The following is a 16,952-nucleotide window of genomic DNA, read 5'->3' on the forward strand; positions in this document are numbered from 1 at the left end:
GGGTAGACTAGACCTTCACACCCCGACCTGACAAGCCTGGAGGCCGCATGGTTCAATTCCTCCTCGCGTTTGTCGTTCTCTCGGTGTTCACGCCGTGGCTCACCCGGCGCCTCGGCACCCGCGTCTTCTACCTGATCGCCCTGCTGCCGGCCGGAGCGTTTGCGTACACGCTCACCCAGACCGCCACGGTCACCGCGGGTGGGGCCGTGACCCAGTCCATTCCGTGGATTCCGCAGCTCGGCATCAGCCTCTCCTTTCGGGTCGACACCCTGGCCTGGCTGCTCGCCCTCGTGGTCACCGGCATCGGCGCCCTCGTACTGATCTATTGCGCGCGTTACTTTACCGACGACGAACCGAGTCTCGGCCGGTTCGCGGCGCTGCTGCTGGCCTTCGCCGGCACCATGTACGGCCTGGTCACCGCGGACGACCTGGTGATCATGTTCATGTTCTGGGAGATCACCAGCGTGCTCTCCTACCTTCTGATCGGGCATTACACCCATAAACGGGAGAGTCGTGGCGCTGCCCTGCAAGCCCTGATCGTGACGACCTTCGGCGGCCTGGTCATGCTCGTGGGCGTCGTGATGATCTCGGTCGCCTCCGGCACTACGAGCCTGGCCTATATCGTCGCCAACCCGGTGACCAGCACGATGGGTACCTGGGCGATTCTGCTCATCCTGGTCGGGGCGCTCTCCAAGAGTGCGCTCGTGCCGTTCCACTTCTGGCTGCCCGCCGCGATGGCCGCGCCCACCCCGGTCAGCGCCTATCTGCACGCCGCCGCGATGGTCAAGGCCGGCATCTACATCGTCGCTCGGCTCGCTCCCGGCTACGCCGACAGCGCTGGCTGGCTGCCGGTGCTGGTCACGCTTGGCGTCTGGACCATGGTCGTCGGGGCCTGGCGTGCGCTGCGCCAGTACGACCTCAAGCTGCTGCTCGCCTATGGCACGGTCAGCCAGCTCGGCTTTCTCATGATCGCGATCGGATTCAATACCCGCGACACCGCGCTCGCCGGAGCCGCCCTGCTGCTCGCGCACGCCCTCTACAAGGCCACCCTCTTTCTCGTCGTCGGCGTGATCGACCACCGCGCCGGTACCCGGGACTGGCGCAAACTGAGCGGCGTCGGACGCAGCGCTCCGGCGCTCGCGCTGATCGCGCTCGTCGCCGTCGCGTCGATGGCCGGGCTGCCCCCCTTGTTCGGTTTCGTCGCCAAGGAAGCCGTCTTCACCTCGCTGCTTGACGCCGGCGTCGGGGGATCCGGCTGGGGCTACGCGGCCCTCATCGGCACGGCCGTTGGATCCGTGCTGACGGTGGCCTACAGCATCCGTTTCTTCTGGGGTGCGTTTGGAACGCGCAGGAAACAGCCGGACACCGTGCTGCACGCGAGCCCGTGGGACACCCTGCTCGCCCCCGGCGTGCTCACCGTCGCGACGATTGGACTCGGCCTGTTCGCCGCGCTGCTCGACCCGCTGCTCGCGCCCTACGCCGACACCGTGCCGGGCGCCGGCAGCATCACCGAGCCTCCCTACCATCTCGCGCTCTGGCACGGGTTCGAGCCGGCGCTGTATCTCAGCGCCGTCGTTCTCATTCTGGGCGCGCTGTTGTTCCGCGCTCGCCGGGGGGTGGCCAGGTTGCAGGCGAAGGTGCCCGACGTTATCGACGCCGGCCGCGGCTACGGCAAGGCCATCCGCAGTGTCGACCGGGTCGCCGCCCGGGTCACCCACTTCGCCCAGCAGGGCGGGCTGCCGCAGTACCTCGGCACGATTCTCAGCGTGTTCGTGGTCGCCCTAGGCTTCGCAGCGTTCGTCAACCGTACCTGGCCCGAAACGATCGTGCTCTGGGACTATCCAGGCCAGGTATTGATTGCCCTGATCATGGCCATTTGCGCGGTGATGGCGGCTCGGGTCGGGCAGCGGATGACCGCGGTCATCCTCGCCGGCGTCACCGGCTACGGCCTCGTCGCCCTGTTCGCCTTTCACGGTGCGCCCGACCTCGCCCTGACCCAGGCCCTGGTCGAATCGATCACCCTGGTGATCTTCGTGCTCGTGCTGCGCCGCCTGCCGGCGAACATCGCCCAGCACAACAAGCCGGTGCGCCGCAAACGCCGCCTGCTGATCGGCAGCCTGGTCGGCCTGGTCATGGGCACGATCGGTTTCATCGCGCTCGGCGCCCGAGACTTTGCGAGCATCGCCGGCGCCCTGCCGCGGCTCTCGGTCGACGACGGGCACGGCGACAATATCGTCAACGTGATGCTCGTCGACATTCGCGCCTGGGACACCATGGGCGAGGTGTCCGTGCTGATCGTCGTCGCGACCGGCGTCGCGAGCCTGCTGTTCGTCTCCGGCCGCAACTCGGTCGTGCCGCGCCTGAAGGAATCCCGCACCCTGCGCGCGGGCGCCAACCGGCGCCGCGTCGTCGCCGACCCGGAGCTGTCCAGCGAGGGGCACGCCGTCACCCGGCAGGCGTTCCTGCTCGCCGGGCGCAAGAACGACCCGCGCAACCGGTCGATCCTGATCGAAGTGCTCGTGCGATTGCTGTTCCACCCGGCCATGATCGTGTCGATCTACCTGCTCTTTGCCGGCCACAACCTGCCCGGCGGCGGCTTCGCCGGCGGGCTGCTCGCCGGCCTCGCCCTCGTGGCCCGCTACCTTGCCGGGGGGCGTTACGAACTCAGCGAAGCCGCACCGATCGACCCGGGCAAGATCCTCGGCCTCGGCGTCATCCTCGCCGTGGGAATGGCCGTCGTCTCGCTGTTCTTCGACGGGATCCCCCTCGAATCGGCCTACTTCACCGCCACAGTGCCCGTACTCGGCGACCTGTCCTTTGGCACCTCGACCATCTTCGACATCGGCGTTTACCTCGTCGTGATCGGCCTCACCTACGACATTCTGCGCAGCCTCGGCAGCGAGATCGATCGGCAGAGCGAGAACGACGAAATCGGCCCGCGGCCCGCGCCCGATGACACGGGTACCCCGGCCGAGCCCTCGACCGACACGGCTGCAGGGCTGAATATCCATCCCCTGCACGAGATCCCGAACGGAGGAGCCACCCGATGAGCGCCTCCCTCACCCTCGTCATCGTCATGGCCGTCATGTACGCGGCCGGCGTCTACGTCATGCTCGAACGCAGCCTGACCCGGGTCCTGATCGGATTTCTGCTGGTCGGCAACGCCACCAACCTGCTCATCTTCATCATGAGCGGACGTCCCGGCAGCTCGCCGATCGTCACCGGCACGAGCGTTCAGGACATGGTCGACCCGATTCCGCAGGTGCTCATGCTCACCGCGATCGTGATCAACTTCGGCATCACCGCGCTGCTGCTCGCCCTCATCTACCGGTCCTGGTGGCTGGCCCAGCTCGGCGACGAGGGCGACACCCTCACCGACGAGCACGCCACCGAGAGTGCCGGCGACGCCGACGCCACCTTCCGTTCCTCCTCCGACGATGACGATGCCATCGCCGAGTCCATCGACGAGTTCGAGCGCGGCGACGGCGCCACCAGCGATGAAGACACGTCGAAAGCGGATGCTGCCGGCCGCGCCGGCGCATCCGCTTCAGACGAGAGGAACGCGCGATGACCGCCCTGGTTCCCCTGATCGTCTGCCTGCCGCTGCTCGGTGCGGCGGTCGCCCTGATGCTCGGCCAGCGCCGCCGCCTGCAGGTTCTCGTGAGCGTGCTCAGCCTCGCGGCGGCGACCGTGATGAGCGCCGTACTGCTGGTCCTGGTCGACCGGCACGGACCGGCCGTGGTGCAGGTCGGCGGCTGGGACGCGCCGTGGGGCATCGTGCTCGTCGTCGACCGACTGTCGGCGATCATGCTGCTCATCTCGGCGCTCATGCTGCTCGGCGTGCTGCTGTTCGCCGTCGGCCAGGGCATCATCGACGGTGACCTCGAAACGCCGGTCTCGATCTTTCACCCGACCTACCTCGTGCTGGCCGCCGGCCTGTTCAACGCCTTCGTCGCCGGCGACCTGTTCACCATGTACGTCGGTTTCGAGATGCTGCTCTCGGCCAGCTATGTGCTGCTGACCCTTGGTGGTACGGGAGCGCGCATCCGGGTGGGTATCACCTACATCGTGGTGAGCCTGGTGTCGTCCCTGCTGTTCCTCAGTGCGATCGCCCTCATCTACGGCGCCACCGGCACGGTCACCCTCGCCCTCATCGCCGAGCGGATGCCCGATCTCCCCGCCGATATTCAGCTGATACTCGGTCTGTTGCTGCTGATCGCCTTCGGGGTGAAGGCCGCGGTCTTTCCGATGTCGTTCTGGCTGCCGGACTCCTACCCGACCGCGCCCGCCCCGGTCACGGCGGTCTTCGCCGGGCTGCTCACCAAGGTCGGGGTGTACGCGATTCTGCGCACCCAGACACTGTTCTTTCCCGACAATCAGTTCTCGACGCCGCTCATGGTCGTCGCCGCGCTGACCCTGCTGGTGGGCATTTTGGGCGCGCTCGCCCAGGCCGATATCAAACGGCTGCTGTCGTTCACCCTGGTCAGTCACATCGGCTACATGCTGTTCGGGATCGCGATCGGCACCCCGCTCGCCATCGCCGCGACCATCTTCTACGTCGTGCACCACATCACCGTGCAGACGACCCTGTTTCTGGCCGCCGGGCTGATCGATCGGGTCGGCGGAACCACCTCGCTGTCGCGGCTCGGCGGGCTGCTGAAATCGTCGCCGCTGGTGGCCATTTTGTTCTTTCTCGGCGCGCTCAACCTCGGCGGAATCCCGCCGTTCTCCGGTTTTCTCGGCAAGATCGCCCTGTTTCAGGCCGGCACGATCGTGGCCGACCCGCTCATCTACGTGCTGATCGGGGTCGGCGCGCTCACCTCGCTGCTGACCCTCTACGCCCTCGCCCGGGCCTGGAACCTGGCGTTCTGGCGGCCGAAGAAACAGGTGAAGGACTACACCTCGTCTATGTCGGCGCAGCTCGTGGAAGACCCGCAGGACGCTGGGCTCGTGCTGAAGAAGACGATCTCACCGCTCATGGTCGGCGCGACCACCTCCATGCTCGTGCTGACCCTGGGACTGACGGTGTTCGCCGGGCCGATCTTCGCCCTGGCCACCCGAGCTGCCGCCAATATCAGCTCGCCGTCGACCTACATTGATGCCGTGTTCCCGAACGGTACCGGTTCAATCGAAGAGAGCAACGTGGGCACCAACTTCGAGGGGGGTTCCCGATGACCACGCCGCGCGAACGGCGGGGCGCCGTCGGCAACCAGATTCCGCCGCTGATCGCCCTCATCGTGCTGTGGATGCTGCTCTGGGGCGAATTCTCCTGGCTCAATCTGCTCGTCGCGCTCGTCGTCGGCATCGTCGTTACCGTGGCGTTTTATCTGGTGCCGGTGCAACTGAGTGGGCGGCTGCATCCGCTGCACACCGTCGTATTCTTCGTGCGACTGATCCTGGACATTGTGCGCGCCTCGATCGACGTGTCCTGGCTGGCCGTGAAGCCGCGGCTGGTCACGTCGAACGCCATTCTGGAGATTCGACTGCGCACCCGCAGCGACCTCATTCTCACCTGGACCGCCGTGGCCACGTCGATCGTTCCCGGCTCGATCGTGGTCGACATCGACCGAGAATCGTCGATCCTCTATCTGCACGTGCTCAATATGCAGAGCGCTCGCGATATCGAGAGTTTTCGCCGCCGGGTGCTGGACACCGAGCGACGCATTGTGCGCGGGTTCGGCTCAAGCGAAGACGTTGAACGGATGCGCGGGGTGCGGCCCGCAGATCGGCGCGCAGCTCGCCTGAAGGGAACCTCATGATGTTGCAGATTGTGGCCGTCGTCGCGTCGATCATGTTCGCGGTCGGCGCCCTCCTGGCCGTCTACCGTATCGTCGTCGGCCCGAGCGTGCTGGACCGGGTCATCGCCTCCGACGTGCTGGTCGCGACGATCATTTGCGCCCTCGCCGCGGAGATGGCGCTCAACCGGCACACCGACACCCTGCCGGTGCTGCTCGTGCTGGCGCTGTTCGCGGTGCTCGGATCGCTCAGCGTCGCCCGCTTTCTGCCGGCCAGGGACAGCGCATGAGCGCCCTGTTGCACGACGTGCTGACGGCTATTCTGGTGCTCGCCGGCGCTGCGATGTGCCTCGCCGCCGGAATCGGGCTGATTCGCTTTCCCGACGTTCTGTCGCGCCTGCATGCCGCGACCAAGCCGCAGATCTTCGGGCTCATGGCCGTGACAGCGGATGTCGCGATCAACAATTTCTCGGTCGGCACCGTCACCCTCGTGGTCGCCATCGTGGTGTTTCAGGCGCTGACCGCGCCGATGGCCGCGCACCTCGTGGGTCGGGCCGCCTACGAGACCGAGCACCTGCGGCCCGATCTGCTCATCGTTGACGAGCTGCGCGATCGCCGCGCTGCCCGCTGACCCGGCCCGCTCGCCCCAGCGTGGCTCGCGGCACTCATTAGCGATCGTGGCAGCCCGAGCTAGCGGTGCCGGCGAGGCTGCCGAGTGCCGCGACGACCGGAGCCGCGCCGACCAGCGCCACGAAAAGACGCGCGCGGCGGCATCCGCTGATATGATGGTCGAGTCGCAACTGGCGTAGCACGAAGATGGGTCACCATCGGGGAGCGACTGACACGGTTAGTGGCCGCACGCCTGGGCCGCAACATCCATATATAAGGAGAACTCCGTGCCTGATTCCGCTACCGTCTTGAAGTCGACCTTCAATGAACCGCTCTCGATCGTTGACCCCGAGATCGCCGCCGTGCTCGAGCAGGAGCTCGGCCGCCAGCGCGACTACCTCGAAATGATCGCGAGCGAGAACTTCGTTCCGCGCGCCGTGCTGCAGTCGCAGGGCTCCGTGCTCACCAACAAGTACGCCGAGGGCTACCCTGGGCGCCGCTACTACGGCGGCTGCGAGTACGTCGACGTCGCCGAGCAGCTCGCCATCGACCGGGCCAAGAGCCTGTTCGGAGCCGCCTACGCGAACGTGCAGCCGCACTCCGGCGCCACAGCGAACGCCGCAGTCCTCTCCGCCATCGCCACCCCCGGCGACACCATCCTCGGCCTCGAGCTGGCTCACGGCGGCCACCTCACCCACGGTATGAAGCTCAACTTCTCGGGCAAGCTGTACAACCCGGTCGCCTATGGAGTCGACCCGGAGACCTTCCGCGTCGACATGAATGTCGTGCGCGACAAGGCACTCGAGAGCAAGCCAAAGGTCATTATCGCCGGCTGGTCGGCGTACCCGCGTCACCTCGACTTCGAAGCCTTCCGTGCCATCGCCGACGAGGTCGGCGCGCTGCTCTGGGTAGACATGGCCCACTTCGCCGGACTCGTCGCCGCCGGCCTGCACCCCTCGCCCGTGCCCTACGCCGACGTCGTGTCGAGCACCGTGCACAAGACCCTCGCCGGCCCGCGCTCGGGCTTCATTCTCTCGCGCGACATGACCCTGGCCAAGAAACTCAACTCCAACGTGTTCCCCGGCCAGCAGGGCGGCCCGCTGATGCACGTGATCGCCGCCAAGGCCACCGCGTTCAAGCTCGCCGCCGAGCCCGAGTTCAAGGAACGTCAGGAGCGCACCCTGCGCGGTGCCCGAATCCTCGCCGAGCGCCTGACCGCTGATGACTCGCGTGAGCACGGCATCGACGTGCTCACCGGCGGAACCGACGTGCACCTCGTGCTCGCCGACCTGCGCCACTCCGAGATCAACGGCCAGCAGGCCGAGGATGCCCTGCACGAAGTGGGCATCACGGTGAACCGCAACTCCGTTCCGTTCGACCCGCGCCCGCCGATGGTCACCTCGGGCCTGCGCATCGGCACGCCGGCCCTGGCCACCCGCGGATTCGGCGACGCCGAGTTCACCGAGGTTGCCGACGTCATCGCCGCGGCGCTCAAGCCCGGCGCCGACATCGCCGCGCTCCGCACCCGCGTCGGAGCGCTCACGCAGGCGTTCCCGCTGTACTCCGGGCTGGAGCAGTAGCTCCTTCGAGAACGGATGCTGCCGGCCGGCCTGGCCGGCAGCATCCGTCTTCTCGTGCCCGCCTGCGAGTTACTCGCGCAATGTACCTCCGCCGCACCTTTGTCCGGGGCCTGGGCCCCGTCCCTGGGTCCACGTTATAACCTGGGCCCGCGGACGGGGCCCGGGCCCCGACCGAGTGACCTGGACGACAGTACCGACCTGAACCACAACAGTAGGGAACCGCAAATGACGGCAATCACACTCGACGGTGTCAAGACCGCGTCTGATATCAAGGCTGAGCTTCGCGATCGCATCGTGGCCCTGCGCGCGCACGGTGTCGTGCCCGGACTGGCCACCCTGCTGGTCGGCAATGATCCCGGCTCGGAGACCTACGTCGCCGGCAAGCACAGTGACTGCGCCGAGGTTGGCATCGAATCGATTCGCATCGACCTGCCCGGCTCGGCGACCAGTGCCGACGTGCGTGCCGCCATCAAGGATCTTAATAACAGCCGCGAGGTGACCGGCTACATCATTCAGCTGCCGCTTCCGGTCGGCCACAACGAGAACGCGATGCTCGAACTGATCGATCCGTCGAAGGATGCCGACGGCCTGCACCCGACCAACCTCGGGCGTTTGGTGCTCGGGATCGAGGGCGAACTGCGCTCCCCGCTGCCGTGCACCCCGGCCGGAATCGTCGAGCTGCTGCGCCGCTACGACGTGCCGATCGTGGGCAAAAAGGTCGTCGTGGTCGGTCGCGGCCTCACCGTCGGTCGACCGCTTGGCCTGCTGTTCACCCGCAAAGGCCTCGATGCGACCGTCACCCTGACGCACTCGCGGACCGTCGACCTCGCCGGTGAGGTGCGCCGTGCCGATATCGTCGTGGCCGCAGTTGGAGTGCCGCACCTGATCCAGGCCGACTGGATCAAGCCGGGCGCCGCCGTCCTGGACGTGGGAATCACCCGCGTGCACAACGAAGTCACCGGCAAAGGCCGCCTGACCGGTGACGTGCATCCCGATGTTGCCGCTGTCGCCGGGCACCTATCGCCGAATCCGCGTGGCGTCGGCCCGATGACCCGCGCGATGCTGGTCTCGAACGTCGTCAAGGCCGCCGAGCAGTCGCTGCTCGCGTAGCGTAGGGGCGCGGCGCGGCCACGAGGTTCAGCGGGCCGCGGTGAACGCTGCCCGCGTGGCGCCTCTGCCGACGGTTCCGCCAGCCGTAGCTAAGGCCGGTGAGTTTCGCTACACGCCGTTGCCGTCGTACGCCTCGTACGCCTCGTACGCCTCGTACGCCTCGTACGCCTCGTACGCCTCGTACGGCATGTCGCTTATTTACCGGCAGTAGCGGCAGCGCGGGGCATCCGTTTTGTTACGGCTGAGCGAGGGCGGCGCGGTGCAGCTCGGTGTGTTCTAAATAGTTCTGCGCATTGTGACGGATGCTGTCGATCTCGTCGTCGGTCAGCGGGCGTCGAACCTTGGCGGGAACGCCGGCCACGAGGGATCCGGGCGGCACCACGGTTCCGCCGAGCACGACGGCGCCGGCAGCGACGAGGGATCCGGTGCCGATGACGGCGCCGTTAAGAATGGTCGCGGCCATACCGACCAGCACATTGTCTTCGATCGTGCAGCCGTGCAGCACAGCGCCGTGCCCGACCGAGACGCCGGTGCCGAGGGTGAGCGGAAAGTCGGTGTCGACGTGGCAGGAGACGTTGTCCTGCAGGTTCGAGCCGGCCCCGATCGTGATCGGCTCCAGTTCGGCGCGCAGCACGGAGTTATACCACACGCTGGCCCGGTCGGCGAGGGTGACATTGCCCACGATCACCGCGCCCGGAGCGACGAACGCGCTCTCGGCGATGCTCGGGGCCGGCGTATTCGGCAGGACGATGATTCGGGCGGCGCTGTCAGCAGTCATACGCGCCAGCCTAGCCCGGGGCACCGAGGCACCGAGGCACCGAGGCACCGAGGCAGCGAGGCACCGAGGCGGCGGGCCAGCAAGCTGCGGCGAGCCCCCTGCGGTGAGCAGGCGGGCCGAGTTCGGGACCGAACTCGGCCCGGCGGGATCAGATGCCCTGCGCCAGCCGATAGTAGGCCTGGTTCCAGCGCACCTCGCGGGTGAAGTCGCGCAGGGTGGTGGACTTGTCGATCACGAGGAGCTCCGTGCGCGCGATCTCGGCGAAGTCCTGGAAGGCGTCGATGCCGACAGCCGTCGACATGACGGTGTGGTGGGCGGCGCCGGCGGTCAGCCAGGCTGCGGCTGAGGTGGCGAAGTCGGGCTCCGGACGCCAGACGGCGCGCCCGACCGGGAGTTTCGGGAGTGCCTCGGTGGGCTCGACCACCTCGACGACGTTTGCGATGAGACGGAACCGGTCGCGCATGTCGCTCATCGCGACCACGACCGCGGGGCCGGGGGCAGCGTTGAAGACGAGGCGCACGGGATCCTCGCGGCCACCGATGCCGAGCGGGTGGATCTCGAGGGTCGGCTTCTCGGTCGCCAGCGCCGGGTTGACCTCGAGCATGTGGGCGCCGAGGATGAGTTCAGCCCCGGGGGTGAGGTCGTAGGTGTAATCCTCCATGAGGCTCGCGCCGCCGGGAAGACCGGCGCCCATTACGTTGGCCACGCGCACGAGGATGGCCGTTTTCCAGTCGCCCTCCCCGGCGAAGCCGTAGCCCTGCTCCATCAGTCGTTGCACGGCGAGGCCGGGCAGCTGGCGAAGCGCGCCGAGGTCTTCGAAGCTCGTGGTGAAGGCGCTGAAGCCGCCGGCCTCCAGAAAGGACTTGAGCCCGATCTCGATCGCGGCGCCGTAGCGGAGCGACTCGTGGCGTTCGCCGCCGGTGCGCAATTCGGGAACGACGTCGTAGCGCTCTTCATACTCGGCGATCAGGGCGGTGATCTCGGCATCCGTTGCCGCGTGCACTGCCTCGGCGAGTTCATTGACCGGCCAGGTGTTCACCTGCACCCCGAAGCGCAATTCGGCCTCGGTCTTGTCACCCTCGGTGACGGCGACGAAGCGCATGTTGTCGCCGAACCGGGCGAGTTTCATGCTGCGGCTCGCCGCCCAGCCGGCGGCAGCACGAGTCCACGTGCCGATGGTGCGAGTCACGGCCGGGTTGGAGACGTGGCCGACGACGGTCTTGCGGGATACCCCGAGCCGGGTCTGGATGTAGCCGAACTCACGGTCGCCGTGGGCGGCCTGGTTGAGGTTCATGAAGTCGAAGTCGATCTCGCTCCAGGGCAGCTCCACGTTGGCCTGAGTGTGCAGGTGCAGCAGCGGTTTGGTCAGAGCGTCGAGCCCGGAGATCCACATCTTCGCGGGCGAGAAGGTGTGCATCCAGGCGATCAGGCCGATCACCGCGTCGTCGGAGTTCGCGTCGAGTGCCGCCCGGCGGATCGATTCGGAGTCCTTGAGCACCGGTTTCCACACGATTTTCACCGGGATATCGCTCGACGCGCCGAGCGCGTCAGCGATGGCTCTGGACTGGTCGGCGACCTGCCGCAGCGTCTCCTCGCCGTAGAGGTTCTGGCTGCCGGTGAGAAACCAGACTTCTACGTGGTCGAGGGTCGTGGTGAGAGAAGGCATGAGTTGAGTGCTCCTTGTGCTGCTAGCGGTTGAAGTATGAGGTGATTGCGGCGTCGAGGCAGGTGGTCACGCCGCCGCGCCGGCATCGCGTTTGAGGCCCTTGAGCCGGTGCATGACGTCGTTTGCGCCGCGGCCGAAGTAGTCGTGCAGCAGGGAATACTCGGCGAAGAGCTGGTCGTAGGCCGTGGCCGACTCGGCATCGGGCGTGTACACGTTCTGGTTGAGCTTGCCCATGGCCTCGCCCGCCGCGCGCACGTCCGGATACGCGCCGGCGGCCACGGCAGCGTGGATGGCGGAGCCGAGTGCAGGCCCCTGCTCGCTGTCAATCGTGGAGATGGGCATCCGCAGAATGTCACTGTAGGTCTGCATGAGGAACGCATTCTTGAGCAGTCCGCCGGCCACGATGAACTCGGTCACCGGCACTCCGCTGGCGTTGAAAATTTCCACGATGGTGCGGGCGCCGAACGCCGTGGCTTCGAGCAGGGCGCGGTAGATCTCCTCCGGGCGGGTGGTGAGCGTCGTGCCGAGCACGAGGCCGGAGAGCTTATGGTCCACGAGTACCGAACGGTTGCCGCTGTGCCAGTCGAGGGCGATCAGGCCGTGCCCGCCGACCGGCTGGTCCTTGATCAGTTCGGTCAGATACTGGTGCACGCTCAGGCCCGCAGCTTCCGCCGCGGTAAAGTACCGTTCGGGAACCTGGTTGTTGACATACCAGGCGAAGATGTCGCCCACGCCGGACTGGCCGGCTTCGTACCCGTACAGCCCGGAGACGATGCCACCGTCAACGACGCCGCACATGCCGGGTACCTCGGCGAGTCGATCCGAATTCATGACGTGGCAGGTGCTCGTGCCCATAATGGCCACCATCTGGCCCGGGTTCACGGCGCGCGCGGCCGGTGCTGTGACATGCGCATCGACGTTGCCGACGCTGACGTGAATACCCTCGGGTAGTCCTGTCCAGGTCGCGGCTTCGGCCGTGAGGGTGCCGGCGGATGCTCCCAGCTGGCCGATCTCGTGGCTCACCTTGTCGAGGGCGAACCGGGAAAAAGCCGGATTGAGCGCCCCGAGAAATTCCTCACTCGGGTACTCGCCGTCCTGCAGGATTCCCTTGTAGCCGGCGGTGCAGGCGTTGCGCACATACCGGCCGGTGAGCTGCCAGACGATCCAGTCCGCGGCCTCGACCCAGTGGTCCATGCGCTCGTACAACTCGGGATCTTCCTCGAGCAGCTGCAATCCCTTGGCGAATTCCCATTCGCTGGAGATGAGCCCGCCGTAGCGGGGCAGCCAGCTTTCGTCGCGCTCGAACGCGAGATCGTTGATGCGGTCGGCCTGGGGCTGTGCAGAATGGTGCTTCCACAGCTTGACGTAGGCGTGCGGACGGTCGGCGTACTCCGGTAGCTCGTTGAGCGGGGTACCGTCGGTGATGACCGGAATCATCGTGCAGGCGGTGAAGTCGGTGCCAATGCCGATGACCCGGGCCGGGTCGATTCCCGCACTGGCTAGTGCTGCCGGAACGGCGCTCTTCAGCACGGCAACGTAGTCCTGGGGAACCTGCAGGGCCCACTCCGGTGGCAGCTTCGCGCCCGTGGCCGCGAGGGTGGTGTCCATGACCGCGTGGGGATAGTCGAGCACGGCCGAGCCGAGTTCGGCTCCGTCCGAGACGCGCACGACGACCGCGCGGCCGGATAGTGTTCCGTAATCGATGCCGATGACGTAGGACTCGGTCCCGGCTGGTGCGTCTGCGCGCGATTGCTCTGCGGTCGTGCTCACTGATCGACTCCCTTGGCGGCATACGGATGCGATCGGTCACGTGCGCGAGATACTCGCCGTCGAGGACCGATCACGATTACTAAATGTTAGCGCACTATCACTTCCTGTCAATTGACAATTTCTACCCTGGTTTCTCTGATCGACAATTGGTCAGAGGACTGTTCGGCTTGGTTTTCGAGCCCTTCTGACGCTATTCATGGTGCGCTAACATGGAGCGACCGGGGTTGTCGCCTCGGAGGGGAGGAGTCGCATGGCCAGGGAGCCTCGGCCGCGCGGTCAGAGCGTACGCATGATCGACGTTGCGAAACTCGCCGGGGTGTCACAACAAACCGTCTCCCGGGTCGTCAACGGGCACAGCAACGTGGGCGCCGAGGTGCGGGACCGCGTCGAACGGGCCATTGCGCAGTTGCGGTACAACCGCAATTGGGCCGCACGCGCCCTGGCCACGAACCGATCCATGAATCTGGGTGTGGTGTCCCATTCCCTTCCAGTGCACGGTTCCGCCCTGGTGCTCTTCGGTATTGCCGAAGAGGCGCGGCGCAACGGCTATACGACCAGTCTGGTGACCATTCCCCGGGTCGATTCGGCCGGCATCCGTACCGCGCTCGATACGCTCGTCGCCGATGCGGTCGATGGGATCATCGTGCTCGCGCCGATGACGGCCGCCGCCCCGGTATTGCTGGGGCTGGATCCCGAGGTGGCGATCGTACGGTTCGAGCAGGGTTCACCCGCGAGTTCGACGGCGGTGTCGATGGACGATGCGCTGGGAGCACAGCTGGCGACCCGGCACCTGCTTGATCTGGGGCACGACACGGTCTGGCACGTCGGAGGGCCGCCCGGCTGGATGGCTTCGGAAGCACGGCGCGCCGGATGGCTGTCCGAACTCGCGCGGCGCCACCGAACGGTCAATCCCGAGTTCCGCACCGAGGATTGGACAGCCGATTCCGGCTACCGGGCCGGAGTGGCCATTGCCGAGGATCCCACGATCACCGCGGTTCTGGTGGCCAACGACGCGATGGCGCTCGGAGTCATCAAAGCCCTCACCGAACGAGGGATCGACGTGCCCGGCGACGTGAGCGTCGTCGGCTTCGACGACATGAGCGAGGCCCGCTATTTTCAACCTGGCCTCACGACCGTTCGGCTCGACTTCAACGAGGTCGGCCGGCTGGCGGTGGAGCGCGTGCTGCGGCTGATGGGCGGCGAGCCCGCGGAGCTGATCCCGGTCATCCAGCCGGACCTGGTGGTGCGCGACAGCACCGCGGCGCCGGGTCAGCGCCGCGCTCGTTCCTCTAGTTGAGCGGACTGCCGTCGCGGGCGGCTCCATCGGCGGCGTGCACCACGAACAGGTCCGGCGTTGCAAAGCCGTGTGCGGCGAACGCGGCCAGCACCGCGGCCTGTACGGCGGGCACGAATTCGGTCGGAGTCAGGGCGATGGCCGCGCCGCCGAAACCGCCACCGGTCATGCGCGCACCGATCGCGCCGGCCGCCCGTGCGGTGACCACGGCGAGGTCGAGCTCCGGCGCTGAAATCTCGAAGTCGTCCCGCATCGACCGGTGCGAGGCATCGAGCAGATCGCCGATCGCGGCGCATCCGCTCACTCGCAGGGTCTGCACGGTGTCGATTACGCGCTGATTCTCGGTGACGATGTGGCGCACCCGGCGAAAGGTTTCGTCGTCGAGCAGCGCCTGCGCTCGGGGGAGATCGTCGACGCTGAGGTCGCGCAGGGCGGGCACCCCCATGATGCGGGCGCCGGCCTCGCAGGATGCGCGGCGCGCGGCGTAACCGCCCGTTGCGTGCGAGTGGCTGACCCGGGTGTCGATGATCAGCAGTTCCAGGCCGGCCGGGTTGAGTCCGAGCGGGATCACCTCGGCCGCGAGGCTCCGGCAGTCCAGAAACACGGCCGCGTCGACCTGGCCGAGCAGCGACGCCGACTGGTCCATGATGCCGGTCGGGGCGCCCACAACGCGGTTCTCGGCGAGCTGGCCGACCCGGGCCAGGGTCGGCCGATCGAGGTTCAGGCCCCAGACCTCGTTGAGGGCGACCGCGACGGCGCATTCGAGCGCGGCCGATGAGGAGAGTCCGGCCCCGACCGGCACATCGGAGTCGACATAGATGTCGAACCCCGGCAGGACAGCGAGGTCTGCTCCGAACTGTCCCAGCGCCCAGGCTACGCCGAGCGGGTAGGCCGACCAGCCGTTCAGGTTCTCGGGAACCAGTTCGTCGAGCGACACAGCGACGGTCTCGGCGGCGAAAGAACTGGCCACGCGAATAACCCGGTCGGTCCTCGTCGCCAGCGCAACGACGGTGCGCCGGTCGATGGCGAGCGGCAGCACGAATCCGTCGTTGTAATCGGTGTGCTCACCGATCAGATTCACTCGACCGGGCGCCGACCACAGTCCGGTCGCGGTGCGATCGAAGCGGTTCGCGAAGTCGGCCTGGGCGGCGCGATCCAGATCATTCACGAGGGTGTTCCGTCAGTTTCGTTGGCAGCGTCCGCCTCGGCGGCTCGCGCGACGGCTGCGCGAATCGTGGCCGCGGCATCCTCTGGAGTGACATCGCCGATCCAAGCACCCATCGCTGCCTCCGAGCCAGCCAGGAACTTGAGCTTGTCCTCGGCACGCCTCGGGCTGGTCAGCTGCAGCATTAGACGGATGTCCGTGCGATGCACCCGAACCGGTGCTTGATGCCAGGCGGCGATATAGGGAGTGGGGGTTGAGTAGATCGCATCGATGCCGCGCAGCAGCCGACGGTACAACACGGCCAGCTCGTCGCGTTCGGCGAGGGTGGTCTCGGCAAAGTCGGGTACCTGGCGGTGCGGAAGCATGTGCACTTCGATGGGCCAGCGCGCGGCGAACGGCACGAACGCGGTCCAGTGTTCGCCGCGGAGAATCACCCGGTCGCTGGCCTGTTCGCTGGCCAGAATATCGGCGAACAGGGTGGGCCCATAGCTCTCGAGCGAGTCGGCCAGGCGCTGCGTTCGGGGGGTGACGTAGGGGTAGGAGTAGATCTGGCCGTGCGGATGCCGCAGGGTCACCCCGATCTGCTCGCCTCTATTCTCAAACGGGAATACTTGTTCAATACCCGGCAGCTGCGACAGTACGTGGGTGCGTTCGGCCCAGGCTTCGATCACGGTTCGCGCTCTGGTTACCGACAGGCTCGCAAAGGATCCCTCGTTTTCGGGGCTGAAGCAGACCACTTCGCAGCGGCCGACGGACCGGCGGGTGCGACCGATGCCGATGCGGTCGAGATCGGCCAGATCCGTGGGAGCAACCGCTACCAGTGGACCAAACGACGGGGACTTATTCTCAAACACGGCTACGTCGTAATTGCTCGGGATCTCCGACGCATTACCTGGCGACTGCGGTGCGAGCGGGTCTTGCGTGGCCGGCGGCAAAAAAACCCGGTTTTGGCGGTTGGCGGCGATCGAGACCCATTCCCCGGTGAGGGGGTCCTGACGCATAGTCGCGGTGGTCGCGCGTTCGCTGGGCTCCCGCAGATCGGGGGCGCGATCGGGCGACAAGGTGGTGTCGGGGTCGTCGAAATAGATAAGGTCGCGACCGTCGGCCAGGGTACTGGATTGCCGGGCAATGGTCTCGTCGGCGACAAAGTGGGGGAGGCGGGGCTTTGAGTTCGTCATGGCACTGCCACAATATCAAATTTGCGCAAGCGAAACCATAATATTTCGCATTGAAAAGTAAAAGTAA

At 66.8% G+C, this 16,952-nt stretch carries 15 protein-coding genes and 1 riboswitch; of the genes, 10 read left to right on the plus strand and 5 right to left on the minus strand.

The window, feature by feature from the left end:
• Nucleotides 1–47: 47 nt before the first annotated feature.
• The 9 genes from E3O45_RS00385 to E3O45_RS00420 all read left to right on the plus strand — a co-directional run bounded on the left by E3O45_RS00385 (nucleotide 48) and on the right by E3O45_RS00420 (nucleotide 9,034).
• A complete protein-coding gene (locus tag E3O45_RS00385) occupies nucleotides 48–3,050 on the plus strand; it encodes a Na+/H+ antiporter subunit A (protein ID WP_134441056.1) in 3,003 nt (1,000 codons plus the stop codon).
• A complete protein-coding gene (locus tag E3O45_RS00390) occupies nucleotides 3,047–3,571 on the plus strand; it encodes a sodium:proton antiporter (protein WP_092449639.1) in 525 nt (174 codons plus the stop codon). The genes E3O45_RS00385 and E3O45_RS00390 overlap by 4 nt, the downstream gene beginning before the upstream one ends.
• Nucleotides 3,568–5,175 (plus strand): Na+/H+ antiporter subunit D, encoded by a 1,608-nt coding sequence (locus E3O45_RS00395; protein ID WP_134441057.1) that lies wholly within the window; start codon nucleotides 3,568–3,570, stop codon nucleotides 5,173–5,175. Before E3O45_RS00390 ends, E3O45_RS00395 begins: the two co-directional genes overlap by 4 nt.
• Entirely contained in the window at nucleotides 5,172–5,759 is a 588-nt protein-coding gene (locus E3O45_RS00400) for a Na+/H+ antiporter subunit E (protein WP_134441058.1), read from the plus strand. The genes E3O45_RS00395 and E3O45_RS00400 overlap by 4 nt, the downstream gene beginning before the upstream one ends.
• On the plus strand, nucleotides 5,756–6,025 hold the full coding sequence (locus E3O45_RS00405) for a monovalent cation/H+ antiporter complex subunit F (protein ID WP_233195173.1): 270 nt from the start codon (nucleotides 5,756–5,758) through the stop codon (nucleotides 6,023–6,025). The genes E3O45_RS00400 and E3O45_RS00405 overlap by 4 nt, the downstream gene beginning before the upstream one ends.
• The gene (gene mnhG / locus E3O45_RS00410; protein WP_092449645.1) at nucleotides 6,022–6,366 is read left to right on the plus strand and encodes a monovalent cation/H(+) antiporter subunit G; all 345 of its coding nucleotides are present in this window, start codon (nucleotides 6,022–6,024) and stop codon (nucleotides 6,364–6,366) included. The genes E3O45_RS00405 and mnhG overlap by 4 nt, the downstream gene beginning before the upstream one ends.
• A gap of 46 nt (nucleotides 6,367–6,412) precedes the next feature.
• The gene (locus E3O45_RS18180; RefSeq protein WP_255452944.1) at nucleotides 6,413–6,544 is read left to right on the plus strand and encodes a hypothetical protein; all 132 of its coding nucleotides are present in this window, start codon (nucleotides 6,413–6,415) and stop codon (nucleotides 6,542–6,544) included.
• Nucleotides 6,522–6,610, plus strand: a riboswitch (ZMP/ZTP riboswitch). It overlaps the preceding gene by 23 nt.
• Before the next feature lie 21 nt (nucleotides 6,611–6,631).
• A complete protein-coding gene (gene glyA, locus E3O45_RS00415; RefSeq protein ID WP_304988979.1) occupies nucleotides 6,632–7,924 on the plus strand; it encodes a serine hydroxymethyltransferase in 1,293 nt (430 codons plus the stop codon).
• Between the two features lie 225 nt (nucleotides 7,925–8,149).
• The gene (locus E3O45_RS00420) at nucleotides 8,150–9,034 is read left to right on the plus strand and encodes a bifunctional methylenetetrahydrofolate dehydrogenase/methenyltetrahydrofolate cyclohydrolase (RefSeq protein ID WP_134441059.1); all 885 of its coding nucleotides are present in this window, start codon (nucleotides 8,150–8,152) and stop codon (nucleotides 9,032–9,034) included.
• 235 nt (nucleotides 9,035–9,269) lie between these two features.
• On the opposite strand, the gene E3O45_RS00425 is transcribed toward E3O45_RS00420, so the two are convergent.
• From E3O45_RS00425 to araB, 3 genes are all read right to left on the minus strand, one after another.
• A complete protein-coding gene (locus tag E3O45_RS00425) occupies nucleotides 9,270–9,812 on the minus strand; it encodes a gamma carbonic anhydrase family protein (RefSeq protein WP_134441060.1) in 543 nt (180 codons plus the stop codon).
• Between the two features lie 148 nt (nucleotides 9,813–9,960).
• Nucleotides 9,961–11,478, minus strand: a complete 1,518-nt coding sequence (gene araA / locus E3O45_RS00430) for an L-arabinose isomerase (protein WP_134441061.1) — start codon at nucleotides 11,476–11,478, stop codon at nucleotides 9,961–9,963.
• A gap of 66 nt (nucleotides 11,479–11,544) precedes the next feature.
• Entirely contained in the window at nucleotides 11,545–13,248 is a 1,704-nt protein-coding gene (gene araB, locus E3O45_RS00435; RefSeq protein ID WP_134441062.1) for a ribulokinase, read from the minus strand.
• Nucleotides 13,249–13,498: 250 nt separating this feature from the next.
• Here araB and E3O45_RS00440 point away from each other — a divergent pair, with 250 nt between their 5' ends.
• A complete protein-coding gene (locus E3O45_RS00440) occupies nucleotides 13,499–14,545 on the plus strand; it encodes a LacI family DNA-binding transcriptional regulator (RefSeq protein WP_241985154.1) in 1,047 nt (348 codons plus the stop codon).
• Here the strand turns inward: E3O45_RS00440 and galK are convergent.
• Complete coding sequence (galK, locus tag E3O45_RS00445) at nucleotides 14,538–15,710, minus strand: galactokinase (protein WP_134441063.1); 1,173 nt, start codon at nucleotides 15,708–15,710, stop codon at nucleotides 14,538–14,540. The two genes, E3O45_RS00440 and galK, sit on opposite strands and share 8 nt — an antisense overlap.
• Nucleotides 15,707–16,885 carry a galactose-1-phosphate uridylyltransferase gene (gene galT, locus E3O45_RS00450; protein ID WP_134441064.1) on the minus strand — a complete coding sequence of 393 codons (1,179 nt, stop codon included), beginning with the start codon at nucleotides 16,883–16,885 and terminating at the stop codon, nucleotides 15,707–15,709. Before galT ends, galK begins: the two co-directional genes overlap by 4 nt.
• Nucleotides 16,886–16,952: the final 67 nt, after the last annotated feature.

The organism is Cryobacterium sp. TMS1-20-1, from assembly GCF_004402355.1.
Lineage (GTDB): Bacteria > Actinomycetota > Actinomycetes > Actinomycetales > Microbacteriaceae > Cryobacterium > Cryobacterium levicorallinum.